Source organism: Dentiradicibacter hellwigii (assembly GCF_041770905.1).
GTDB classification, from domain to species: domain Bacteria; phylum Pseudomonadota; class Gammaproteobacteria; order Burkholderiales; family Rhodocyclaceae; genus Propionivibrio; species Propionivibrio hellwigii.
This window is the reverse complement of record NZ_JBEUWX010000002.1, coordinates 18,842-40,948: the sequence shown is the minus strand read 5'-3', so window position 1 is coordinate 40,948 and position 22,107 is coordinate 18,842. Positions and strand designations below refer to the sequence as shown.

General features: G+C 60.7%; 22 protein-coding genes and 1 tRNA gene. 19 read left to right on the top strand and 4 right to left on the bottom strand.

Features of this window, described 5'->3' with window-relative positions; all coding sequences use genetic code 11:
* Positions 1 to 22 precede the first annotated feature (22 nt).
* From ABCS64_RS02440 to rpoS, 6 genes are all read left to right on the top strand, one after another.
* Positions 23 to 655, top strand: coding sequence for a GAD-like domain-containing protein (locus ABCS64_RS02440; RefSeq protein WP_418890342.1), 633 nt, complete (start codon positions 23 to 25; stop codon positions 653 to 655).
* A gap of 261 nt (positions 656 to 916) precedes the next feature.
* Positions 917 to 1,162, top strand: a complete 246-nt coding sequence (locus ABCS64_RS02435) for a hypothetical protein (protein WP_418890341.1) — start codon at positions 917 to 919, stop codon at positions 1,160 to 1,162.
* A complete protein-coding gene (gene surE / locus ABCS64_RS02430) occupies positions 1,159 to 1,902 on the top strand; it encodes a 5'/3'-nucleotidase SurE (protein WP_418890340.1) in 744 nt (247 codons plus the stop codon). The genes ABCS64_RS02435 and surE overlap by 4 nt, the downstream gene beginning before the upstream one ends.
* On the top strand, positions 1,899 to 2,558 hold the full coding sequence (locus tag ABCS64_RS02425; RefSeq protein ID WP_418890339.1) for a protein-L-isoaspartate(D-aspartate) O-methyltransferase: 660 nt from the start codon (positions 1,899 to 1,901) through the stop codon (positions 2,556 to 2,558). The genes surE and ABCS64_RS02425 overlap by 4 nt, the downstream gene beginning before the upstream one ends.
* Complete coding sequence (locus tag ABCS64_RS02420; RefSeq protein ID WP_418890338.1) at positions 2,555 to 3,622, top strand: peptidoglycan DD-metalloendopeptidase family protein; 1,068 nt, start codon at positions 2,555 to 2,557, stop codon at positions 3,620 to 3,622. The genes ABCS64_RS02425 and ABCS64_RS02420 overlap by 4 nt, the downstream gene beginning before the upstream one ends.
* Positions 3,623 to 3,624: 2 nt before the next feature.
* Positions 3,625 to 4,695: an RNA polymerase sigma factor RpoS gene (gene rpoS / locus ABCS64_RS02415; RefSeq protein WP_418890337.1), complete on the top strand. Its 1,071-nt coding sequence runs from the start codon at positions 3,625 to 3,627 to the stop codon at positions 4,693 to 4,695.
* A 902-nt stretch (positions 4,696 to 5,597) separates the two neighbouring features.
* Here rpoS and ABCS64_RS02410 read toward each other — a convergent pair.
* From ABCS64_RS02410 to ABCS64_RS02400, 3 genes are all read right to left on the bottom strand, one after another.
* Positions 5,598 to 6,152 (bottom strand): Smr/MutS family protein, encoded by a 555-nt coding sequence (locus ABCS64_RS02410; RefSeq protein WP_418890336.1) that lies wholly within the window; start codon positions 6,150 to 6,152, stop codon positions 5,598 to 5,600.
* Between the two features lie 136 nt (positions 6,153 to 6,288).
* On the bottom strand, positions 6,289 to 7,248 hold the full coding sequence (gene trxB, locus ABCS64_RS02405; protein WP_418890335.1) for a thioredoxin-disulfide reductase: 960 nt from the start codon (positions 7,246 to 7,248) through the stop codon (positions 6,289 to 6,291).
* A gap of 125 nt (positions 7,249 to 7,373) precedes the next feature.
* Positions 7,374 to 7,583, bottom strand: a complete 210-nt coding sequence (locus tag ABCS64_RS02400) for a hypothetical protein (protein ID WP_418890334.1) — start codon at positions 7,581 to 7,583, stop codon at positions 7,374 to 7,376.
* Positions 7,584 to 7,594: 11 nt separating this feature from the next.
* On the opposite strand from ABCS64_RS02400, the gene ABCS64_RS02395 reads away from it, so the two are divergent.
* The 13 genes from ABCS64_RS02395 (at position 7,595) to ABCS64_RS02335 (ending at position 19,639) form a co-directional block, all read left to right on the top strand.
* Positions 7,595 to 8,275, top strand: coding sequence for a Crp/Fnr family transcriptional regulator (locus tag ABCS64_RS02395; RefSeq protein ID WP_418890333.1), 681 nt, complete (start codon positions 7,595 to 7,597; stop codon positions 8,273 to 8,275).
* Positions 8,276 to 8,499: 224 nt separating this feature from the next.
* Entirely contained in the window at positions 8,500 to 8,697 is a 198-nt protein-coding gene (locus ABCS64_RS02390) for a hypothetical protein (RefSeq protein WP_418890332.1), read from the top strand.
* The gene (locus ABCS64_RS02385; protein WP_418890331.1) at positions 8,685 to 9,107 is read left to right on the top strand and encodes a hypothetical protein; all 423 of its coding nucleotides are present in this window, start codon (positions 8,685 to 8,687) and stop codon (positions 9,105 to 9,107) included. Before ABCS64_RS02390 ends, ABCS64_RS02385 begins: the two co-directional genes overlap by 13 nt.
* Before the next feature lie 18 nt (positions 9,108 to 9,125).
* Positions 9,126 to 9,851: a hypothetical protein gene (locus ABCS64_RS02380; protein WP_418890330.1), complete on the top strand. Its 726-nt coding sequence runs from the start codon at positions 9,126 to 9,128 to the stop codon at positions 9,849 to 9,851.
* 429 nt (positions 9,852 to 10,280) lie between these two features.
* A complete protein-coding gene (locus tag ABCS64_RS02375; RefSeq protein ID WP_418890329.1) occupies positions 10,281 to 10,985 on the top strand; it encodes a hypothetical protein in 705 nt (234 codons plus the stop codon).
* A 1-nt stretch (position 10,986) separates the two neighbouring features.
* Positions 10,987 to 11,313 carry a hypothetical protein gene (locus ABCS64_RS02370; protein ID WP_418890328.1) on the top strand — a complete coding sequence of 109 codons (327 nt, stop codon included), beginning with the start codon at positions 10,987 to 10,989 and terminating at the stop codon, positions 11,311 to 11,313.
* Complete coding sequence (locus ABCS64_RS02365) at positions 11,314 to 11,874, top strand: hypothetical protein (RefSeq protein ID WP_418890327.1); 561 nt, start codon at positions 11,314 to 11,316, stop codon at positions 11,872 to 11,874. It begins immediately after the preceding gene.
* A gap of 177 nt (positions 11,875 to 12,051) precedes the next feature.
* Positions 12,052 to 14,412, top strand: coding sequence for a DNA translocase FtsK (locus ABCS64_RS02360; protein ID WP_418890326.1), 2,361 nt, complete (start codon positions 12,052 to 12,054; stop codon positions 14,410 to 14,412).
* Positions 14,413 to 14,595: 183 nt separating this feature from the next.
* Complete coding sequence (gene lolA, locus ABCS64_RS02355; protein WP_418890325.1) at positions 14,596 to 15,321, top strand: outer membrane lipoprotein periplasmic chaperone LolA; 726 nt, start codon at positions 14,596 to 14,598, stop codon at positions 15,319 to 15,321.
* Between the two features lie 456 nt (positions 15,322 to 15,777).
* Positions 15,778 to 17,250, top strand: coding sequence for a replication-associated recombination protein A (locus ABCS64_RS02350; protein ID WP_418890324.1), 1,473 nt, complete (start codon positions 15,778 to 15,780; stop codon positions 17,248 to 17,250).
* Positions 17,251 to 17,252: 2 nt separating this feature from the next.
* Positions 17,253 to 18,533 carry a serine--tRNA ligase gene (serS, locus tag ABCS64_RS02345; protein WP_418890323.1) on the top strand — a complete coding sequence of 427 codons (1,281 nt, stop codon included), beginning with the start codon at positions 17,253 to 17,255 and terminating at the stop codon, positions 18,531 to 18,533.
* Positions 18,534 to 18,676: 143 nt separating this feature from the next.
* A tRNA-Ser gene (locus ABCS64_RS02340) sits at positions 18,677 to 18,766 on the top strand.
* Positions 18,767 to 19,117: 351 nt separating this feature from the next.
* Positions 19,118 to 19,639: a gamma carbonic anhydrase family protein gene (locus ABCS64_RS02335; protein ID WP_418890322.1), complete on the top strand. Its 522-nt coding sequence runs from the start codon at positions 19,118 to 19,120 to the stop codon at positions 19,637 to 19,639.
* 859 nt (positions 19,640 to 20,498) lie between these two features.
* Here the strand turns inward: ABCS64_RS02335 and ABCS64_RS02330 are convergent.
* The gene (locus tag ABCS64_RS02330; protein WP_418890321.1) at positions 20,499 to 22,094 is read right to left on the bottom strand and encodes an efflux transporter outer membrane subunit; all 1,596 of its coding nucleotides are present in this window, start codon (positions 22,092 to 22,094) and stop codon (positions 20,499 to 20,501) included.
* Positions 22,095 to 22,107: the final 13 nt, after the last annotated feature.

The window sequence follows — 22,107 nt, the reverse complement described above, 5'->3', positions numbered from 1 at the left end:
CATTGCACGAAGGATTAAAGTTATGCCTGCCATTCCCCAATACTTTCTGAAACAGTGGGGCGAACCCACGCAGCGGATCGAAGCGGACGAAGCCGTGCTCGCGCAGCTGGCGCCGAGCGTGCCGCCGCTCTTGATCGACTACTGGCGTCACCTGGGCTTTTCGGTCTTCAAGGACGGGCTGATGAGCCTGTGCAACCCGCTGGAATGGAAGCCGCTCATCGATGAGTGGCTCAAGGGCACCGAACTCGAACAGCTCGATGTCTTTATCCCGGTGATGAAAGGGGTGTATGGGGAGTTTAAACTCTTTGGCATCAATTACGGTTTCAGGCCAGTACTCATGACATTGGATGCCGGCTTTGTAGGAAGCAGGGAGTATCCAGAATGTCCACACGAAGTATGTATAAAGTCTCTTTTTATGATTTCACCTGATTATTTTCTTCCGTCATCAAATACTGACGATTTTCTCGACGTTTTCCATCGTCACGCCCCCTTTGGGCCGCAGGAGATGCTCGGCTATGTGCCGGCGCTGCCGCTGGGCGGCAGTCGCGATTACGCCAAGCTGCAGAAGGTTGATGCCTTTGCCTACCTCTCCATGCTTCGCCAGATCACCGGCGAACTCAAGGGCGTCATGGAATATGCCGACATTTACAAATAGCCGGTCGTGACCTGTCCGGATGACTCTCTTGAACTACCGTAAAGCCGCATGGCGGAGGGTTTCGGGCAACCGGACAAGGCGTACTGTCGCAGACAGTGCGGCTCAGGAATGAAACGGCCGGATGTACTGGAACAGAATCATCCGTCGGCTTGAAATCCCCGTCGATAGGGCGTTTGCGGGCAGGTCGGTCGGAAACCCGCGTAAATACTGGGCTAGCGGGCAAGGCGGCCGGAAACGCCCATTCCACGCGGGCTTCAGAGCATGCTTACCGGCAACGCTCTTTCCACCCTTCCGTCCTTCCACTTCTTCCGCGCCCTCCACTTCTTCCGCGCCTTCCCCTTCTCCCGTGCTGGCGAATCCCCGTATAATCGCGCGATTGCCGGAACAGACAAGGCATCCGGCGACGGCGCGGCCAAGCCCCACGATAAAAAACGCCGCGCCGGTTTTCATTGCCGTATTTCCATAACAATTGCAATATCGATTACGCCTGTACTGATCGCGCCATGAGAATTCTGTTGAGCAACGACGATGGTTATTTTTCACCCGGGATCGAACATCTGGCGCACGTTCTCTCGGAGGTGGCGGAGATCGTCGTCGTCGCGCCGGAGCGCGATTACAGCGGCGCGAGCAACTCGCTGACGCTTGACCGCCCGCTCTCCCTCCGGCGCGGCAGCAACGGGTTTTATCACGTCAACGGCACGCCCACCGATTGCGTACACCTGGCCGTCACCGGCGTGCTGGACACCTTGCCGGATATGGTGGTTTCCGGCATCAACCTGGGCGCCAACATGGGCGACGATACGATTTATTCCGGCACCGTCGCCGCGGCGACCGAGGGCTTTCTGCTCGGCATTCCCTCGCTGGCCATTTCGCTGTGCAGCAAGACGTTCGGGCATCTGAACACCGCCGGCCGCGTGGCGCGCGAACTGGTTGATACGCTGATCGCCCGCCGCCCCGCCGGGCCGATGCTGCTCAACGTCAATATTCCCGACATTCCCTACGAGATGCTGCAAGGCCGCGCCATCACGCGGCTGGGCAAGCGCCACAAAGCCGAGGGGATGGTCGTCACCGTTACGCCGCGCAACGAAACGGTGTATTGGGTCGGCGCCGCCGGCCAGGCGGAAGACGCCGAGGAAGGCACCGATTTTTACGCCGTCGCCAGCCACCAGGTGTCGATCACGCCCTTACAGATCGACCTGACGCATACGGCGCAACTGCCGCTGCTGCGGGGATGGCTTGACCAATGAGCCTGAGCGCGTCCGGTCTGGGCATGACTTCGCCGCGCGCGCGGGCACGCATGATCGAGCGCCTGCGCGCCGACGGCATTGCCGAGGAGCGCGTGCTGGCCGCCATCGCCGCCGTACCGCGTCACCTGTTTGTCGAGGAAGCCCTGGCTTCCCGCGCCTACGAGGATTCGGCGCTGCCGCTGGGGTTTTCCCAGACCATTTCACAGCCCTTCATCGTCGCGCGGATGATCGAGATTCTGATGCGCGGGCGCGAACTGGGCAAAACGCTGGAAATCGGCGCCGGTTCCGGCTATCAGGCCGCCGTGCTGGCGCAGCTGACGCCGGAGGTCTACGCCGTCGAGCGCATCGCGCCGTTGCTCGCGCGCGCCAGACTCAACCTGCGCAAAATCCAGCAGTTCCGCGTCCGCCTCAAGCACGCCGACGGGCAGCAAGGACTGCCGGAAGCCGCGCCTTTCGACACCATCATTGTTTCCGCCGCCGCATCGGAACTTCCGCACGCGCTTTTGCAACAGCTGGCGCCGAATGGCAGAATACTGCTACCGTTCGGCACTGAACGGCAGACCCTCCGGCTTTTCGAACGCCGTGCAAAAAATATCGCCGAAATCCGGGTGGATAGCCTCGTCAATTTTGTTCCGCTACTCTCAGGACTCGAATGAAAAACATCGGCCACTTCAGCGCTCGCGTCAGCCCCACACCGCTCATGCCACACGCCGTACATGCCGGCCTGCGCCGCGCCTGCCACCGCTTTTCCACCTTTTCCCTCATCGCTGCGGCCGCGCTGACACTGGCCGCCTGCGTCAGCAACGTCCCCGCCCCCGTCGAAGGGCGCGGCGGATACGCTACGGGCACGCCGGCGGGCGAAGCGTATTACACCGTCCAGAGCGGCGACACGCTCTATAGCATCGCCCGGGCGCACAACATGGATCCCCGCGAGCTGATTGCCCTCAACCAGCTCGAAAATGCCAACCAGCTTTCCGTCGGCCGCATCATCCGCCTGCGCCCGCAAGGCGCGGAAACCCCGGTGGTAGACGCCGCAACCGGTGTCGAAACGCAGCCGATCACCGATAACCAGGGCATCGAACAGCGCGCGCTGGGCGGCACAGGCACGGATTCCGCCGCAGGCGGCGCAGTTTTTTCCGGCAGCGATGCGGGCGGCAGCACCGGCCTCCTCAAACGCGAACCGAAAGCCGGCAAGGAACCCTACTCCGAACAAGCGCTGGCGCAGGCTGAAGGGCCGGCCTTACCAAGGACACCGGACGCAACCACGGCCGCAGCGGCAACCACTGCGGCGGGCGCCGCACAATCCGCCGAAGGCGGCAGGCAAGGCGCGGACTCCGCGGCAGACACGACAGCCCACGGACAAAGCTGGAGCTGGCCAGCGAGCGGCGCCGTGCTCGGTCACTTTGGCAACGGCAACAAGGGCGTCGATGTTTCCGGCAAGCACGGCGATCCCGTCATTGCGGCGCAGGACGGCAAGGTCATCATCGCCAACAATGCCCTGCGCGGCTACGGCAACATGGTCATCATCAAACACGCCGACAATCTCGTCTCCGTTTACGCGCACAACAGCAAGCTGCTCGTCAAGGAAGGCCAGCAAGTCAGCAAAGGGCAGAAGATTGCGGAAATGGGCAATACCGACGCTGACCGGGTGAAGCTGCATTTCGAGATCCGTACCCAGGGCAGGCCGGTCGATCCGATGAAGTACCTGCCAGCGCGCTGACCGTGAACAGCAGAAACAAAACTGGCCGGCGCAAAACCCGCCATGCCGTTTCGCACGCGGGAACGCCGGCCGAAGCGGACGCACTCCCCACCGAGAAGTACGCGACGGAAACAACGGAAACGGCGGATTCCGCCGAACCGGCCGATATGCCCCGCCCCGCTAAATCTCAGGGGGCGGGCGAGACGGGCGATTCCGATGACTCAGCGGATTCCAACGACGCCCACAATTCACCGGGAGTTGAACTCCTCAACGACATCACCCTGTATTACCTGAACGAAATCGGCGCCAAACCGCTATTTACGCCACAGGAAGAATACGAATGCGCGCTCCAGATCCGGCAGGGGGATTTCGCCGCGCGCCAGCGCATGATCGAACACAATCTGCGGCTGGTCGTCAATATCGCCAAGCACTACCTCAACCGCGGCCTGCCGCTGCCCGACCTGATCGAGGAAGGCAATCTCGGCCTGATTCACGCCATCGAAAAATTCGAGCCGGAACGCGGCTTCCGCTTTTCCACCTACGCGACCTGGTGGATTCGCCAGAACATCGAACGCGCGATCATGAACCAGTCGCGCACCATCCGCCTGCCCGTCCACGTCATCAAGGAGATCAACCTGATCCTGCGCGCCATGCGCCATCTGGAACTGGCCAGCGGCCGCGAAATCCGCATCGAAAATATCGCTCATCTGATCGACCGGCCGGCGGAAGAAGTGCGGCGCGCTATCGCCCTTAGCGAACATATCGCCTCGCTCGATGCGCCGCTGGAAATCGACCCCGAACACAGCATCGCCGACATCCTGCCCGACGACAATACGCTGGAAGCGGAAAGCCTGATGCAACAACAGCGCATCGGACAGCTCGTCACCAGCTGGGTAAAACAACTGCCCGAGCGGCAGCGCTACGTGCTGGCGCGGCGTTACGGTCTGCTCGGCTACGAAATTGGCACGCGCGAAGAAATCGCCGCCGAACTGGGATTAACGCGTGAGCGCATCCGGCAAATCCAGACCGTGGCCTTCAACCAACTGCGGCAAATGATCAAGCAGGACGGCCTCGCGCACGACACGCTGCTATAGCGCGAGCGGCCGCGCAACACTCCCCCGCCTATTCAGCCTTCTTTAGCCCTATTCAGTCTATCCCGGCGGCTATCCGGCCACAATCCAGCCCTACTCCCCCCACTCCTCCACGCCTGACCTCAACGCCAAGCCCAACCGTTTCCCGCGCCAGGACAACGGCGACGAGGTACGCTGCTCATTCTGCGGCAATGTTATTGCGCTGCCTGATCTGCGTGTTCCGGCGGTGATGCGCAATTGGCCGGATCGGTCAAACTAGCCGGCCTGAACCCCGCGTCTTTTGGGCATTTCAGCCCAGCTACTTCTGGAACCCTTATTAATCGGGCATTTGCCGGCAGGTAGGCCGGAAGTACTCGTAAACAGTGGGGTTTCGGGCAGGCAATCCGGAAACCCGCGTAAACATTGGGCTAGCGGATAGGTAGGTCTGGAGCGCCCGTAAACACTGGGCTGGCGGGTAGCCTATCCGGAAACGCCCGTTTTACGCGGGGTTCCGGGCAGGCATGGTGGCGGATATTGTGACGGGGTGTGGTGAGTCTGCGACTACTGGCGGCTATTATTCAGACGGTGGTGCTTCTCCCACGCGGCCGGCGGTGCGCCGTACTGGCCGGTCAGCGTCGATTCGAGTGTTTCGCTTCTCCCACGCGGCCGGCGGTGCGCCAGAGATGTGGTCAGGCACGAGCCTGCCAGTCAGCGGAGCGCAATAACTCGTCGGCCTGGACCCCGCGTCTTCTGGGCGTTTTAGCCCGGTCGCTTCTGCAGCCCTTGTCAATCGGGCATTGGCGGGCTGCCCGGCATTTTTGCTGTTTTTTAACCGTATCCGCAGGCAAAGCCACCCCTGCTTGCACCGGGCGTTTTCGCACCGTTTTTTATCCGCCCACGCCGGAAGAGGTAGAAAGAAACGGCCGTCAGCGCCGCGGAAGCCGCGGCCGGACGGCCTGAAGCAGCACCCAGAGCGCCCCTTCGCCGCCATCGCAGGCAGCGGCATGGCAAAAAGCCAGGACGTGCCGGCTGCGGGCGAGCCAGCTTTTAACCAGCAAGCGAAGGACGCCCTGCCGCCCAGGGGAGCCATGCCCCCGGCCATGAACGATGCGCAGACAGCGTTTGCCGCTGGCCGCCGATGCGGACAGGAACAGGCTGACTTCTTCATGCGCCTGGTAACGGTTCATGCCGTGCAGGTCGATATGGTCCTGGATCGCCCAGCGGCCGCGCCGCAGATCACGCAGAACGCTGCGCGACAGCCCGGGGCGCAGGTAGGCTTCCGCCTCGCCTATCGCCAGCAGGTCATCGATTTCCAGCGGGCCGTGCAGGGATTCGGCCACCGCCTGGGATTCGTCCAGCTCACGCTGACGCGGGCGCGGGCGCGGCTTGGGAGGTTCATGAAGCACGCGCCGCTCGGTTTTCAGCGGGACGACATCGCCAACCGCCGCCTGGAATGCGGCTAGATCTTCCGGTGTCGGCAACGTGCTCATCGGTCGGGCAAGTGTAGATTCAGCCAGGCAATACGGCGCGCCGGCGTCCACCGGCGCAGGCGAAGCGGCATGGCCGATATTGCAACGGATCGTGTTTCATCGCCGCCGTCTGCCCGATGCCTGCTTTTCAGCCGGCCAGATGTTCGAGATAACGCTCGGCGTCGAGCGCCGCCATGCAGCCGCTGGCGGCAGAAGTACACGCCTGGCGGTAAATCGGATCCTGCACGTCGCCCGCCGCAAACACACCGGGAACGCTGGTCTGCGTGGCATTGCCGAGACGGCCGCCCTGCGTGACGATGTATCCTTTGTCCAGTTCGAGCTGACCGGCAAAAATATCGGTGTTCGGCTTGTGGCCGATGGCGATGAAGACGCCTTCCAGCGGGATATCCTCGAGCGCGCCGCTCTGCACGTTTTTAAGGCGCACTCCGGTCACGCCGCTGGCATCGCCCAGCACTTCATCCAGCGTACTGTTCCATTTGATCGTGACCTTGCCAGCCTTTTCTTTCTCGAACAGCTTGTCCTGCATGATTTTTTCGCTGCGCAGCTTGTCGCGGCGGTGGACGAGCGTGACATGGCTGGCGATATTGGCAAGATACAGCGCCTCTTCGACCGCGGTGTTCCCGCCGCCGATGACGGCAACGGGCTTGTCCTTGTAGAAGAAACCGTCGCAGGTGGCGCAGGCGGAAACGCCGCGGCCCGCAAAAGCCTCTTCCGACGGCAGGCCCAGATACTGGGCGGACGCGCCGGTGGCAATGATCAACGCATCGCAGGTATACGTACCGGCATCACCGATCAGCATGAACGGTTTTTCGTTCAGCCGAACGGTGTGAATCTGGTCGAAAACGATTTCCGCCTCAAAGCGCTTGGCATGCGCCTCGAAGCGCTGCATCAGTTCCGGCCCCTGGATGCCGTCGGCCTCGCCCGGCCAGTTGTCGACCTCCGTCGTCGTCGTCAATTGGCCGCCCTGTGCAAGGCCGGTAATCAGCACCGGCTTGAGGTTGGCGCGTGCGGCGTAGATGGCGGCGGTATAGCCGGCCGGGCCGGAACCAAGAATGAGTAAACGGTTGTGGCGGGTGGCTTGGGTCATGGCGTTCTGTTCCTTTCGACAGTTTCAGCGATTTCAGCAAATGCTACGGCGCAGGCAGCAGCGGATGTGGCAAAAATGCGGCAACACGGGCCGCGATCCAGACGACAGTCTGCCTGGTTGCGCGATTATAGCGAAATAGCCTCCGGCAGCCGCTGCACGCCCTGACGCAGCCGGATCGCCGCAGCCATGCCGCCCATCGCCGGAAAAGAGGAATGCCGGAAACGAAAAATGGAGAACGCAGAAATGAAGCAATGGGCGATGCCGCGTGAATAGCGTACAATCGGGCGCGTTGCCAGATTAATAACGCAGACCCTCGCTCGCTGGGGGTATTCCAAGGAGGTTCACTATGGCAAAAGCGCCCGCATTATCGTCAGAACAGGCCCGACTGGCCGCCTTGCAAAACATTCCCCTGTTTGAAGGATTGACCGATGCGCAGTTGCAGATGTTTGCCCGCGTCGCCGTCAGACGCAGCTTTCCGCGCAATAAAACGATCGTCTACGGCGGCGACAGTTCCGACGATCAATCCCTGTTCATCATCATACGCGGCAGCGTCAAGGTTCTGAGCCGCGACAACGAAGGGCGCGAAGTCATTCTTTCCTTCATTGGCGAAGGCGAATGCATCGGCGAAATGGCGCTGATCGACGGCGAGCCGCGCTCGGCCGACGTCGTCGCCTTCGACAACTGCGAACTGCTGGAAATCTCCCGCGAGGATTTCACCCACACCCTGATGGAAAACCCGGAGCTTTGCCTGAGCATCATGCGCAGCCTGGTGCTACGCCTGCGCCGCGCCACCTGGAAGATCGAAAGCCTGGCGCTGATGGACACCTACGGCCGCGTCGCCAAGCTGCTGCTGGAGCTGTCGGAAGAAGTCGACGGCGAACGCCAGGTACGCCGCAAACTCACCAAACAGGATATGGCAAAGGTCGTCGGCGCTTCGCGCGAAATGGTCACGCGCGTCATGAAAGACCTGGAAACGAGCGGCCACATCCGCCAGGACGACGGCCACATCATCATCTGCAAGCAGTAAGGCAAACAGCGGATTTGCCGCCCCCGCACACATACCGGGCCGGCGAGCGGCTTTTTTACGGGCAAACCGCTCGCCGATGAATCACCGCACGAGCGTCCTGCCGCAGCGGCAGTCGCCGATCACGCCATTGCTCGAACACGCCCCCTCTGCGGCCGCTTTCTGCGGCTCTGTCGCCATTTTTCATCCGCTTTCTGCCCCGGCTGTCTTAGCGCAGCGCCCGAAAAATGAAAAAGCAGACAAAAATTACTCTGCCGACGGCCGGGCAGAAAAAGCCATTGGTGGCCGATACGCAGCCCGATATGCTGCTTATGGAAACGCCAGCACGTGCAAACGTCCTCGCTTCAGGATTGGAAGAATTTATTCTGAAAACCCTTAAACCCGCCTCAGCTTCTGCACAGGAGGAAAGACCATGGCCTTTGTGAATGAAGAAATTCCGGAAGCGGATGTCGAGAAGTATGGACTGGAGAAGATAGACGATCTCTTTTTTGGTGCAGGAGTAACCACCAGCCGGGACTGGACCATCGACCGGGCGCGCGACATCTATCTGCGCGAAGTAGCGATAGGGCGGGACGAGCTGTCCCGCATCTCGACCTGGACCTTCTACTGGAAAGGGGCGCTGATCTGGTTCAAGCGGGAAGCGCTTGGTGTTGAAAAGAAACCCGACGGTTTGCGTCATGCGCGTTCACGCCTCACACTGGCCCTTCCTGAACATCTGACATCACGGCGCCAAGAGATCTATCAGGATTTGCGCGATGCATTTCGTACCTACGGTGGTGGTGGGATTTTCTCTAACAGTACCGATTACGTGCACGATCTGGAAATTGAAGCTTAATCCTCACCAGGAGCCGAAATGGACGGCTACATTCTGACCCCGATAGGCGTTATCGTAATTGCCGCCTATTCGTTCCTGATTTTTCTCATCACAGTCATACTGCGCCGATTCGTAAAACGATTTCCGTGGATATGGCGCGGGCTGAAAAGACTTGCCGTTATTCTCCTTCTGCTTCCCTGGCTGGAAGAAGCCTGGATTTCCTGGCATTTCGCACAAGCCTGCAAGGATGCCGGCGTTAAAGTGTATCGGCAGGTGGAGGTGGAAGGATACGTTGACGCACTAAATCCGACTCCTAGAAGAAGTGTGTCCCCTGGTTTTTGGCACTTGGATAAGAATTCGCTCCAATCATTTGATCGTGCCGGATATCTATTTATAGAAAATATGCTGGATGATGGTGGCGTTTTACATATTGAGCGACAGCAAAGCGGAGTACTTGCAACGATACTTGATCGCCCTTCAATTCAGTATCGTATGGTATATGCCTACCAACCCACCCCCTTTCGTACAGATGAGCCAATTGGATGGAAACTTGAAAAACTTGAGCGTCAGGTGATTGACAGTAAAACAGGGGAGATACTAGGAAAAGAGACAGACTTCCGGCGTGTTTTACCTACCTATGAAGCATTGATTGCTGGCCTTTTTGGCCCACCGATAAAGTTATGCCCTAAACCAAGTATTCCACAACCGCCTTTTCCTCAATCTATCCTTAAGCCTAAGAAAACCAAGTTAAAAACTTTGCCGTAATAATGTTTTTATTGGAAAGGAAAAGCTATGTCCAACTTCATTCAATACTATGAATATTCCAAACTGGCTTCTGCCGCTTATGTCAATTTAACAAGTTTGAATGAAGAAGCTATCACCGAGAAAGCCGAAGAATCTAAATTCCTATAAACTGCCTGATATAGGCACAGTTATTTTGCCCTGAAAAAGAATCTAATTAGATTTACTGATATTTAAGCTACCTGTTTTGTGAAAAGCTATTGGATAGCCTCTGGAAATGCAGAAAAAACAATACTGTCGAAACCTAAACTGGCTTTGGTTGCTGGCAATTGCCGCGTTTTTATTACTTTATGCAGATTTTCAATCCACTGCCAAGTGAGAATAAACCTATTGCAGCGCCACTTTTCCCCGGTTCAATGCATGATCTGACTTGAAGATAAGGAAAATAGAAACATGTTCGACCATTTCTACATGACCGGTGTTGGCATGGCGGGCTATGTGATTATTTATGTCCCGCTGGCGCTTTTTATTTCATTCTTGATTGCTATCCTTTTGCGGAAACTGCCTAAATTCTTGCGCTGGTCGATTCCGCTGGCGCTTGCCGTTTTTTTAATTTCCGCGCCATTGCTGGAAATATTCTATATTAGTTACAAAGCCAGCCGGTTATGTCGTGCGCACGCAGGGCTGAAGGTCTACAAGACGGCGCAGGCGGACGGGTTTCGGTGGGATTACGATATTGAATATTTCTCAAAATATGGTTTTTCGTTTGTGGAAAGCGGCGGAGGCACTCCAGACAATCCGATAATAACCAGGCATACCATTGAAGATGGAAAGCCTGTCGCAACCCGGGTGAAACAATATGCGTCGGAGTATGAAAGAAAGTATAAAGACCCGGTTGTCTTGTATAAATACTTTTCCATGGAGAGCATCATGGTCGTTAGTATTCAAACTGGGGAGGTGTACGGTGAGCTAGTACGGATTGATATCTATCCCTCTTTCATTGACAGCTTCTTTATCGGCCTGACCGGAACGGGTTCAGGCTTCTTGCCTTGGCACTGTGGTGAGGAAGCGACACCCGAATATCCGAAAGGTATTGACATAAACGAATTGATACTTGCCACTCTCAAGCCCGCGCGTAAATCTGCACAAGGAGATTGAAATGAACATCCAGAGCCTTTTTGAATACTCCGCGCTTTCCAACCTGGCCTATGTCAACTGGACCAATATCAGTGATATTGGTGCCATTGTGGATGACGCCAACAAGGCAAAACGTGTTCCGGGCAAGCTGGACGGTGATTTGGATACCCTGGGCGAGAAAATCTTCCGGTCAACGGCGGAAGGCGGGCTGGGCGATGATGAGCTCATCGGCGGCGCCGGTGCCGACACATTGAATGGCGGCGCGGGGAACGACACCTATGAATTTAACGGCGCTTTCGGCCCATATGTCAGCGCCAATTATCCTTACTTTTACAAAGAGGCCGCTTAAATGGCCGCACTGCTTATTTTCTTTCTGGCCTGGCTGTATTACCGCGTCGTCCGGAAAGTGCTTAAACGGGTTAAACCCTATTGGGGCAAAGCGCTAGTGATCGTGATTGCCCTGTTGATTCCCACGGCCGATGCGATGTATGGCCGCCACAAACTCAAACGGCTTTGCGCGCAGGAGGGCGGGCTGCACATCTATCGGGTTGTAGAAGGGGTGAAAGGCTTTGAAAGCCCGAGTATTCGGCCAGATAAAGGCTGGTTAGGCATCGGGAAATATCAGTTTATGGAAGGTGAAGATTCTCCTGGAAAGTATTCACGCCTTAGCCTGCGCCCTGACGGAACGTACTTGCGCGAGGTCGACATTACACCAATGAGTGAATACGCTTATAAATACAAACCTGGGAATCTTAAAGATATTTATTTACGTGACGAAAAGCTTATTTATGTTCGGGCAACCGGCGAAGTACTTGGGCGTTACGTCAATATCTCCTATGCTGGCGGCTGGCTGGAAAGGGCTATTAATGGCCTGTATGCCGCGCGTGGAAATTCTGGGGTGTGTGAATAACCCTCGCTTCGTAGGCAAGAATTTATTATGAAAGTCCTCAAACCCGCCGCAGCCTCCGCAAGCTAGGCGGCGCAGCCTTTCTGCCCTGGCCGAGCGACCTTGCTGGCAGTTTCAGTATAATTTCGCTCCATGAAGCTTGCTTTCAATCTGTTTCCATCTTCTTTCCGCGCGTAAAGCATGGCCATCTTGCGTAAATCTTCCGGCAGGAAAAATGGCGCTGGGGGCGCAGGGCGCGCAGGCAATACGGGGCGCACGGGCGTCAATGATCCCGCGCCGCTGCCCAAGAAACTTGTCGCGGTGCTCCAGGAATCCCGCTGGCTGGTGCTGATCGCCCTGTGCGCTTTTCTGACCTTATCGCTCTGGGGCTACCGGCGCGGCGACCCGGGCTGGTCGCACGCCGCCTCCCATGCCATGTTGAGCAATCCGGCCGGCCGCAGCGGCGCCTGGCTCGCCGATTTGCTGCTTTATGTCTTCGGCCTGTCGGCGTGGTGGTGGGTGGTCTTTTTGCTGGCCTTTATCTGGTGGGGCTATCGCCGCCTCGACGGTTTGCGCGGCGCCGACCGCCGCCCCGTCTACATCGCGCTTGCCGGTTTTGTCCTGCTGATGCTGTCTAGCTGCGGGCTGGAGGCGCTGCGCTTCCATTCGCTTTCGGCACAATTGCCGCTGGCGCCGGGCGGCATGCTGGGCGTGGAGCTGGGCAATCTTTCGATGCGCTATCTCGGCTATACGGGCGCAACGATCACCCTGCTGGCACTGTGGATGCTGGGCTGGAGCGTCTTTTCCGGCATGTCGTGGCTCAACGCCGCCGAATGCATCGGCGCGGTGCTGGAAATGAGCGTCACCGGCGTTTACCGCCTGTTTGAGCTGTGGCAGGACCGGCGCATCGGCCGCGAAGTGGCGCGCGAGCGCGAAGCCAGGGTCGAAGACGAAAAGCAGCGGATGCCGCCGCACGAGCCGATTTTTGTCGAAGCGCCCGACCCGGTCATCAAGCGTTCGGCCAAGGCCGACAAACGCATCGAACGCGAACGCCAGGCGGCGCTGTTCCCGGAAGCGGTTGTCGGCGGCCTGTTGCCGCCCCTGCACTTACTGGAACCGGCACCTGAGTCGACCGAGCAGGTGGACGTCGAAACGCTGGAATACACCTCGCGCCTGATCGAGCGCAAGCTGGGTGAATTCGGCGTTCAGGTCAAGGTGCTGGCTGCCTATCCCGGCCCGGTCATCACACGCTATGAAATCGAGCCGGCCGTCGGCGTCAAGGGCGCGCAGATCGTCAATCTTTCCAAGGATCTGGCGCGCGCGCTGTCGATGGTTTCGATTCGCGTCGTCGAAACCGTCCCCGGCAAATCGTGCATGGCGCTGGAGCTGCCGAATGCCCGGCGGCAGACGGTGCGGCTGTCCGAAATCATTTCCAGCGCGGCCTATCACGACATGCATTCGCCGCTGGCAATGACGCTCGGCAAAGACATCGGCGGCCAGCCGGTGGTCGTCGATCTGGCAAAGATGCCGCATTTGCTGGTCGCCGGCACCACCGGCTCGGGCAAGTCGGTCGGCATCAATGCGATGATTCTTTCCCTGCTCTACAAGTCCGAGCCGGAAAACGTGCGGCTGATCCTGGTCGATCCGAAAATGCTCGAACTCTCGATCTACGAAGGCATTCCCCACCTGCTCGCGCCGGTCGTCGTCGACATGAAGCAGGCGGCCAACGCGCTCAACTGGTGCGTCGGCGAAATGGAGCGGCGCTACAAGCTGATGTCGGCGCTGGGCGTGCGCAATATCGCCGGCCTCAACAGCCGCATCCGCGACAGCGAGAAAAGCGGAACGCGCCTGACCAACCCGCTGTCGTTGACGCCGGAAAGCCCGGAACCGCTCAGCCCCATACCCTACATCGTCGTCATCATCGACGAGCTGGCCGACCTGATGATGATCGCCGGCAAAAAGGTCGAGCAGTTGATCGCCCGGCTGGCGCAGAAGGCGCGGGCGGCCGGCATTCACCTGATTCTGGCGACGCAGCGCCCGTCCGTCGACGTCATCACCGGCCTGATCAAGGCCAATATCCCGACGCGCATTTCTTTCCAGGTCTCCTCAAAAATCGACTCGCGCACGATTCTCGACCAGATGGGCGCGGAAACTCTGCTCGGACAGGGCGATATGCTCTACCTCGCGCCCGGCACGGGCTACCCGACGCGCGTGCACGGCGCTTTTGTCGCCGACGATGAAGTGCATCGCGTTGTCGAACATCTGAAAACGACGGCGCCGCCGCAATACGTTGAAGAAGTGCTCGTCGGCGGCGACGAAAATGAAAATGGCGAACGCGGCGGCGAAGCCTCCAACGATGCCGAATCCGACCCGCTTTACGATCAGGCTGTCGACATCGTGCTGAAGAACCGCCGCGCCTCGATCTCGCTGGTGCAGCGCCACCTGCGCATCGGCTACAACCGCTCGGCGCGGCTCATCGAAGCGATGGAAAAAGCCGGACTCGTCTCGCAAATGGACGAGCGCGGCGGCCGCACCGTCCTGGCGCGCGGCGAAAACCAGTAAGTCATGAAAACCGCCGCGCGGCCGCACCGTATCCACACTGACGCAAAGAGGTCTGTCATGCTGCCAGAAACGAGGCTGGAAACACGCTTTTTTCGCTTTTCCCGCTTTCCCCGATTTTCTTCACCCCTTTCCCCACGCCCTTCGGCGTCCCGACGGGGGCAGCAGGAAGCGCGCCCCGTCACGATGCGGCAAGAACCCGACGCCGGCGCGTCTCCGGCGGCAAATTTGCGCCGGCTCTGCGCATGCGCACAACGCCTCATTCTGTCCGCGCTCCTCGCCTTCCCCCTCGCCTTCCCCCTCGCCCTCCCGCTCGCCGCGCAGGCAGGCGGCATCGACCGCCTGCATCATTTTCTTGACACGGCCAAAACGCTGCGCGCCGACTTCACGCAAACCGTCACCGCCCGCAATGACGCCCATAGCCGGCGCCCGCAGGAATCTTCCGGCGTCATGATTTTCTCCCGCCCCGGCAAATTCCGCTGGCAGATCGACAAACCCTACAGCCAGCTGCTGGTCGGCGACGGTAAGCAGGTCTGGATTTACGACCCCGAACTCCGGCAGGTCACGGTCAAGAAAATGGACGCGGCGCTCGGCAGCACGCCCGCTGCGCTGCTGGCCGGAGGCGATGACGGCAAAGGCGGCAAAAGCACCCTCGAAAAGAATTTCACCCTGCACGAAGCGGGCGAACGCGACGGGCTGACGTGGGTCGAAGCGCGGCCAAAAAATTCCGACAGCGGCTTCGAGCGCCTGCAACTGGGCTTTTCCGGCAACACGCTGAAAGCGATGGAACTGTTCGACAATTTCGGCCAGACAACGCGGCTGCGCTTCTCCAACCTGGAGCACAACCCGGCGCTCGACCCTTCGCTGCTGCGCTTCACGCCGCCGGAAGGCGCCGATGTCATCCGCGAATAAACAGACCGCCCTGGCAGCGCATCGGGCACCCCGCAAACGCCCATTCCACGGGCGCTTCCGCCGGCCTGGAGCCCGCGTCTTTTGGGCATTTCAGCGGGGTGCGGATTTTTCTGCCTCTCCAATATACCTAGAATTTTCAGCGCCGCATCGTTTCACTTTTCCGGCCTGCCCGGATTCTTCAGTCTTTCCGGCGTGCATGGCATCTTCGACACAACATTGTTTTGTCTTTCCAGCGCATCCGGAACTTTCAGCGCTGCATCGGGCATCCCGCAAACGCCCATTCCACGGGCGCTCCCGCTGGCCTGAACCCCGCGTCTTTTGGGCATTTCAGCGGGGCGGGGATTTTTACGCACTGGCCGCACATCCGGCGCTGGATGCTTCCGGCGCGCTGTTCCGCAGTGCCGTCCTTTGCAGCAAGCGTCCCAGCTTTGATCAACCTTTCGGCGCACACGCATCATGAGCACGGCAAACCATGATCTGTTCGGCGATGCCGCCCCCGCCGCTTCGACGCCGCTGGCCGAATTGCTGCGCCCGAAAACGCTCGATGAGGTCATCGGTCAGCAGCATCTGCTCGGCCCCGGCAAGCCGCTGCGCCTGGCTTTTGAGGCGCGCAAGCCGCATTCGCTGATTTTCTGGGGGCCGCCGGGCGTCGGCAAAACGACGCTGGCGCGCCTGATGGCCGACGCCTTCGATGCCGAATTCATCGCCCTGTCGGCCGTTTTTTCCGGCGTCAAGGATATCCGCGAGGCCGTCGCGCAGGCCGAGGCCGTGCGCGCCAATCCTGCCCATTCGGGCCGCGCGACCATTCTTTTCATCGACGAGGTGCACCGCTTCAACAAGGCGCAGCAGGACGCTTTTCTGCCTTACGTCGAAAGCGGTCTGCTGACGCTGGTCGGCGCGACGACGGAGAACCCTTCCTTCGAGGTCAATTCCGCCCTGCTTTCACGCGCTGCGGTGTATGTGCTGCATCCGCTCTCGGCTGATGAAATGGGTGCGCTGTTCGCGCGCGCCTGCGCCCGGGCGCTGCCCGGTCTGTCATTCGACGAGCACGCCCGCGCTCGGCTGATCGGCCATGCCGACGGCGATGCGCGCCGCCTGATCAATCTGCTCGAACAGACGCGAACGGCGGCCTCCGCCGCCGGGCGGACGCATATCGACGGCGATTTCATCGACAGCACGCTGGCGCAAAGCCTGCGCCGCTTCGACAAGGGGGGCGAGGCGTTTTACGACCAGATTTCCGCCCTGCATAAATCGGTGCGCGGCTCCAGCCCGGACGCCGCACTGTACTGGTTCTGCCGCATGCTCGACGGCGGCGCCGACCCGCGTTATCTGGCGCGGCGCATCGTGCGCATGGCCTGGGAGGACATCGGCCTGGCCGATCCGCGCGCGGCGCAGATCGCCGCCGCCGCGGCGGAAACCTACGAGCGCCTCGGTTCGCCGGAAGGCGAGCTGGCGCTGGCCGAAGCGGTCATTTATCTGTCCGTGGCGGCCAAATCGAACGCGGCCTATGTCGCGTATAATTCGGCGAAAGCTTTTGTCGCCAAGGATGGCTCGCGGCCCGTGCCGCTGCGCCTGCGCAACGCGCCGACGAAACTGATGCGCGCACTCGATTACGGCAAGAACTATCGCTACGCGCACGACGAGGCTGAGGCGTATGCCGCCGGAGAAAACTACTTTCCCGACGACATGCCGGCGGCGCAGTGGTACCGGCCGACGCCGCGCGGGCTGGAAGCGAAAATCGGCGAGAAACTGGCGCATTTGCAGGCGCTGGACCGCGAAGCGGCCAGGCTCGCCGGGCGGACGGCGCGTACGAATCGCTCAGCGCAGGCAGCGTCGGCAAAAGCCGCACCATCGGGCAGTGACGCGAATACGGATAATTCCGCAACAGACGAGCCTTCGGCGCCGCCGGAGCACACCAAGGGAGCTTAATCATGCTTGACATCCAACGCCTCCGCAGCGACATCGACGCCGTTCGCGAACGGCTAGCCGCACGCGGTTACACGCTCGACATCGCCGCGTTCCAGAAACTTGAGGGCGAACGCAAGACCTTGCAGACGCGCACGCAGGATTTACAGGCAGCGCGCAACACGCTGTCCAAGCAGATCGGCCAGCTCAAGGGCAAAGGCGAGGATACGGCGGCGGTCATGGCCGAGGTGGCCAGGCTCAAGAGCGATCTGGAAGCCAATGAAGTGCGCCTGGACACGCTGCTCAAGGAAATGGAAGCCTTCGTTTCGACGATCCCGAATCTGCCGCAGGAGGATGTGCCCGTCGGCGCCTCGGCCGAGGACAATGTGGAAATTCACCGCTGGGGCACGCCGCGCACTTTCGATTTCACGGTCAAGGATCATGTCGATCTCGGCGAGGCGTTGGGACAAATCGATTTTTCCACGGCGGCCAAGCTTTCCGGCGCACGCTTCTCGCTGCTCAAAGGCGGCATCGCGCGCCTGCACCGGGCAATCGCCCAGTTCATGCTCGACGTGCATACGCAGGAACATGGCTACACCGAGGTCTATGCGCCCTATCTCGTCAACGCAGCCAGCATGTTCGGCACCGGCCAGTTGCCGAAATTCGAGGCCGACCTGTTCAAGATTCTGCGCCCGGACGCCGAGCCGCTGTATTTGATCCCGACGGCCGAAGTCCCCGTGACCAACATCGTCCGCGATGAAATTCTGGGCGCCGAGGCGCTGCCGCTCAAATTCGTCTGCCACACGCCCTGCTTCCGCTCCGAAGCCGGCTCCTACGGCAAGGACACGCGCGGCATGATCCGCCAGCATCAATTCGACAAAGTGGAACTGGTGCAGATTACCACCGCCGCGCAGTCGAACGCGGCACACGAAGCGCTCACCCGGCATGCCGAAATCATTCTGGAAAAACTAGCGCTGCCGTACCGGCGCGTTGTCCTGTGCACCGGCGACATGGGCTTTTCCTCAGCCAAGACGTATGACCTGGAAGTCTGGCTGCCCGCGCAGAACACCTACCGCGAAATCTCGTCGTGCTCGAATTTCGAGGCGTTCCAGGCGCGCCGCATGCAGGCCCGTTACCGCAACGAGAAAAACAAGCCGGAACTCGTCCATACGCTCAATGGATCGGGGCTAGCCGTCGGCCGCACGCTGGTGGCGATTCTCGAAAACTACCAGAATGCGGACGGCTCCATCACCATTCCGCAGGCGCTGCGGCCGTATCTGGGCGGGGCGGAAAAAATCAGCCACTGAACAGGCTGCTCAGCCTCATCCGCCCACCAGCCCCCGGCAAATCGCCCCATCGGCTGGTCGCCTGATCGCCCGATTTTTTGCCGGGGCGTGCCGATACGCCGCATCGACTTGCCGGCGGGTTGTGTTAGAATCCGCGCCCAGACGGAGAGGTGGCAGAGTGGTCGAATGTACCTGACTCGAAATCAGGCGTAGGGTGTCCCCTACCGTGGGTTCGAATCCCACCCTCTCCGCCACGGCGACCCGGCCCCGCCGGTAATTGATGAGCCGGGTTTCCCCTCGCTCTCACGTTCATCTCCTTTCCCCTCTCCCCATCCGGTAAAGCGGCAAAGTCCCAGCCGATAACAGTCCGGTTTTCGACGTAACGATGACAATACAAGCCCGCATACCTGAGCGTTGCGGGCTTTTTCACAGGCGGGCGCTGCGCACGGTGCAGGCGGGCACTTTCCTGCGTTCCTGCTTTCCTGGAGACACCCATTCTCTGGGCACCATATCGAACCATTCATCAATCGCCCCGCCAAGCTATACTTGTTGCCGGCGTTTTTAATACAACTTTTTCATGTCACTGCCTGTGACGAGGAGACATCATGCCCACCTACCGACTTGGCAATCTTGCCCCGACCCTCGATCCGGAAAGCTGGATCGCCCCCAACGCTGTCGTCATGGCCGACGTGGAGATGGCAAAAAATTCTTCTGTCTGGTGGAACTGCACGGTACGCGGCGATACGGACAAGATCATCATCGGCGAAAACAGCAATATCCAGGACGGGTCTGTCGTCCACACCAATCGCGGCATTGTCGTCCGCATCGGCAAGGGCGTCACCGTCGGCCACATGGTCATGCTGCACGGCTGCACCATCGGCGATAACTGCCTGATCGGCATGGGCGCGGTGTTGCTTAACCATTCCGTCATCGGCCGCGACTCCATCGTCGCCGCCCACACACTGGTGCCCGAAGGCAAGGTCTTTCCCGAGCGTTCCTTGATCATGGGCGTGCCGGGCAAGGTGGTGCGCCAGCTGACGGATGACGAGGTAGCCAATCTGCCGTCCAGCGCCGAGCGCTATGTCAGGAACTGGCGGCGCTACCGCGACGAGCTGGCGCCCTGCTGAATCACCCGGTTCTTCGCACGCGCCGTGCGCTCCGGGAAGGTGCTGGCCACCCCGCCCTCATGTACGCCTTTACGCACGCCCTCTATCCCTGGCACTGCCGATGCTTCCGGCGTCCTCCGCCGCGCCAGCCGTCCCGGTTTCGGCGTTCCGCTCCGCCACAATCCTTGCCGTGATAATTCGGGCGACGGCAATGCTGGACGGTCGCAGTAAAGGGATTACGCACCCCTCTCTGAAGCCCGCATCAATAAAGGGATTGCGGGCACCCTTCTCTGAAACCCTCGTAAATAAAGGGCTGCAAGGCGGCCTGCCCGGAAGTGTTGGCTCCGGCCCGGCCGGAAGTGCTAGCGCCGGCCTGACCGGAGAAGCCCAATTCATACGGGCTGCGGGGCAGGCGGTCATGCGTGCGGACGATGTGACGAAACGCCGCACAGGCCGCATCGTCAGCGCAGCGCAGTGAATGATGCGTTGGGCCGCCGGGGTTGCGCATGGCCTCGCCGCTGGCCGGCCTGAAGCCCGCGCGAGCGCGGGGAACAGACTCAGCGCCACAGCTCTAGTAAGCCGCCCGGCAGTTCATCCCCGCCAGTAAAGGAATTACGCTCCCTCTCTGAACCCCGCGTCAATAAAGGGCTGCAAGGCAGCCTGCCCGCAAACACCCAATCCATACGGGCTGCGGGGCAGGGGGCCATGCGTGCGGACGATGTGACGAAACGCCGTGCAGGCCGCATCGTTGGCGCAGCGCAGTAAATGCAGTGAATGATGCGTTGGGCAGCCGGGGTTGCGCATATCCTTGCGGCTGGCCGGCCTGAAGCCGACGCGGCAGCCGGCGTATACATTCGCTGCCTCATGGCCTTGCACACGCTCAATCCCGTACCGCCCGGGTGGCGTCAGCCTTCCCTGCCTCTTTCGTTTCTCCCGCGCTTCCGGCATTTTCCCCATTATCTGCCGCCGGCGACCAGTCGCCGCCCAGCGCCTTGATCAGCGCCGCGGCAGCCAGCAGGCGGCGGCCGGCAATGTCGATGGCGCTGCGTTCGGCATTCAAAGAGGCTGCCTGCGCCGAAACGACATTCAGATAACTCACCGTTCCCGCCAGGTACTGGTCATCCGCAATCTGCAAAGCCTCGGCGGCGGCGCGCACGGCCTCTCCCTGAATGCCGGCGGCTTCGGCCAGCAGGCGCAGGCTCATCAATGCGTCCTCAACTTCCTGAAACCCCGCCAGCACGGTCTGCCGGTACGCCGCCACCGACTCATCGTAGGCCGCGCTTGCCCGCGCCTTGGCGGCGGAACGCCCCCCCGCATCGAACAGGCTCATGGCCAGCGCCGGGCCGAGCGACCAGAAGCGATTGGGCAGAGTGAGCAGGTTCGACAGGCTGGGCCCCTGATACCCGCCGCTGCCGCCCAATGTCACGCTCGGGAAGAAGGCCGCCTGCGCCACGCCGATTTCGGCATTGGCGGCGGCAACGCGCCGTTCGGCGGCGGCAATGTCGGGGCGGCGTTCGATCAGCGCTGATGGCAGGCCGGGCGGGATTTCTGGCAGTGCGGGCAGCCCGCCCGGCCACCTCGCCGGAGGCGACGCAACGGCATGCGGCATCAGCGAGAAATCCGCCGGCGCTTTGCCGATCAGCACGGCAATCGCGTGTTCGTACTGAGCACGCTGGATGCCAAGGTCGGCCAACTGCGCCTGCACTGATTTAAGCTGCGCTTCCGCCTGGGCGACATCGAGCCGGCCGGCGACGCCCGCCGCGAAGCGGTTGCGCGTAATTTCCAGTGCGCGCTGGTATGCGGCCACGGTTTTTTCGAGCAGGCTGCGCTGCGCATCGACCACGCGCGCGCGCAGATAGCTCTGCACCAGCAGCAACTGGGCGCTGAGCCGGGCTGTGCGCAGATCGGCGGCGCTGGCGGCAAGCTTGGCCTCGCCGGCCTCGACGCTACGCTGGATGCGCCCCCAGACATCCAGTTCCCAATTCACCGACAGCGAGAGACGGTGCGTCGTGCGGATCGCGCGGGCGGCTGCCCCAGTGCTGCTCCCGCTGCCACCTCCGCTGCTGCTGCCATCGCCGCTGCCGGAGGAAGCGCTCTGGCTGCGCGTCGATGCGGCATTGCCGCCGATGTCCGGGAACCACGCTGCCCGCGCCTGATCCAGCGCACTTTGTGCCTGCCGGAAGCGTGCCTCCGCCGCGCGCACGTTCTGGTTTGAAATGTCCACCTGTTCGGCCAACGCATTCAGGTGGGCGTCGCCAAAGCGTTCCCACCAGCGGCCGCGCGGCATATCGTCGGCCGGCTGCGCCGGCTTCCAGCCGGGCCATCCCTCCGGCGCATCCGCAAGCACCTTGTACTGCGCGGGCACGGCGATATCCGGACGCACGTAGTCCGGCCCGACGGCACAGCCGGCGAGCGCCAGAACAAGGGACAGCGAGGCGCCGGGTGAAAAGCGGCGAATCAGGGCATCGTTCTTCATCGTGAGAAATTCC

Bases quoted from the DNA above. Each gene is read 5' to 3' on its own strand.
- ABCS64_RS02350 (WP_418890324.1), top strand. From the start codon at position 15,778: ATGAGCACGGCAAACCATGATCTGTTCGGCGATGCCGCCCCCGCCGCT.
- serS (WP_418890323.1), top strand. From the start codon at position 17,253: ATGCTTGACATCCAACGCCTCCGCAGCGACATCGACGCCGTTCGCGAA.
- lolA (WP_418890325.1), top strand. From the start codon at position 14,596: ATGCGGCAAGAACCCGACGCCGGCGCGTCTCCGGCGGCAAATTTGCGC.
- ABCS64_RS02425 (WP_418890339.1), top strand. From the start codon at position 1,899: ATGAGCCTGAGCGCGTCCGGTCTGGGCATGACTTCGCCGCGCGCGCGG.
- ABCS64_RS02440 (WP_418890342.1), top strand. From the start codon at position 23: ATGCCTGCCATTCCCCAATACTTTCTGAAACAGTGGGGCGAACCCACG.
- ABCS64_RS02370 (WP_418890328.1), top strand. From the start codon at position 10,987: ATGAACATCCAGAGCCTTTTTGAATACTCCGCGCTTTCCAACCTGGCC.
- ABCS64_RS02335 (WP_418890322.1), top strand. From the start codon at position 19,118: ATGCCCACCTACCGACTTGGCAATCTTGCCCCGACCCTCGATCCGGAA.
- surE (WP_418890340.1), top strand. From the start codon at position 1,159: ATGAGAATTCTGTTGAGCAACGACGATGGTTATTTTTCACCCGGGATC.
- ABCS64_RS02365 (WP_418890327.1), top strand. From the start codon at position 11,314: ATGGCCGCACTGCTTATTTTCTTTCTGGCCTGGCTGTATTACCGCGTC.
- ABCS64_RS02385 (WP_418890331.1), top strand. From the start codon at position 8,685: ATGGCCTTTGTGAATGAAGAAATTCCGGAAGCGGATGTCGAGAAGTAT.
- ABCS64_RS02435 (WP_418890341.1), top strand. From the start codon at position 917: ATGCTTACCGGCAACGCTCTTTCCACCCTTCCGTCCTTCCACTTCTTC.
- ABCS64_RS02380 (WP_418890330.1), top strand. From the start codon at position 9,126: ATGGACGGCTACATTCTGACCCCGATAGGCGTTATCGTAATTGCCGCC.
- ABCS64_RS02420 (WP_418890338.1), top strand. From the start codon at position 2,555: ATGAAAAACATCGGCCACTTCAGCGCTCGCGTCAGCCCCACACCGCTC.
- trxB (WP_418890335.1), bottom strand. From the start codon at position 7,248: ATGACCCAAGCCACCCGCCACAACCGTTTACTCATTCTTGGTTCCGGC.
- ABCS64_RS02395 (WP_418890333.1), top strand. From the start codon at position 7,595: ATGGCAAAAGCGCCCGCATTATCGTCAGAACAGGCCCGACTGGCCGCC.
- ABCS64_RS02360 (WP_418890326.1), top strand. From the start codon at position 12,052: ATGGCCATCTTGCGTAAATCTTCCGGCAGGAAAAATGGCGCTGGGGGC.
- ABCS64_RS02375 (WP_418890329.1), top strand. From the start codon at position 10,281: ATGTTCGACCATTTCTACATGACCGGTGTTGGCATGGCGGGCTATGTG.
- ABCS64_RS02330 (WP_418890321.1), bottom strand. From the start codon at position 22,094: ATGAAGAACGATGCCCTGATTCGCCGCTTTTCACCCGGCGCCTCGCTG.
- ABCS64_RS02390 (WP_418890332.1), top strand. From the start codon at position 8,500: ATGAAAAAGCAGACAAAAATTACTCTGCCGACGGCCGGGCAGAAAAAG.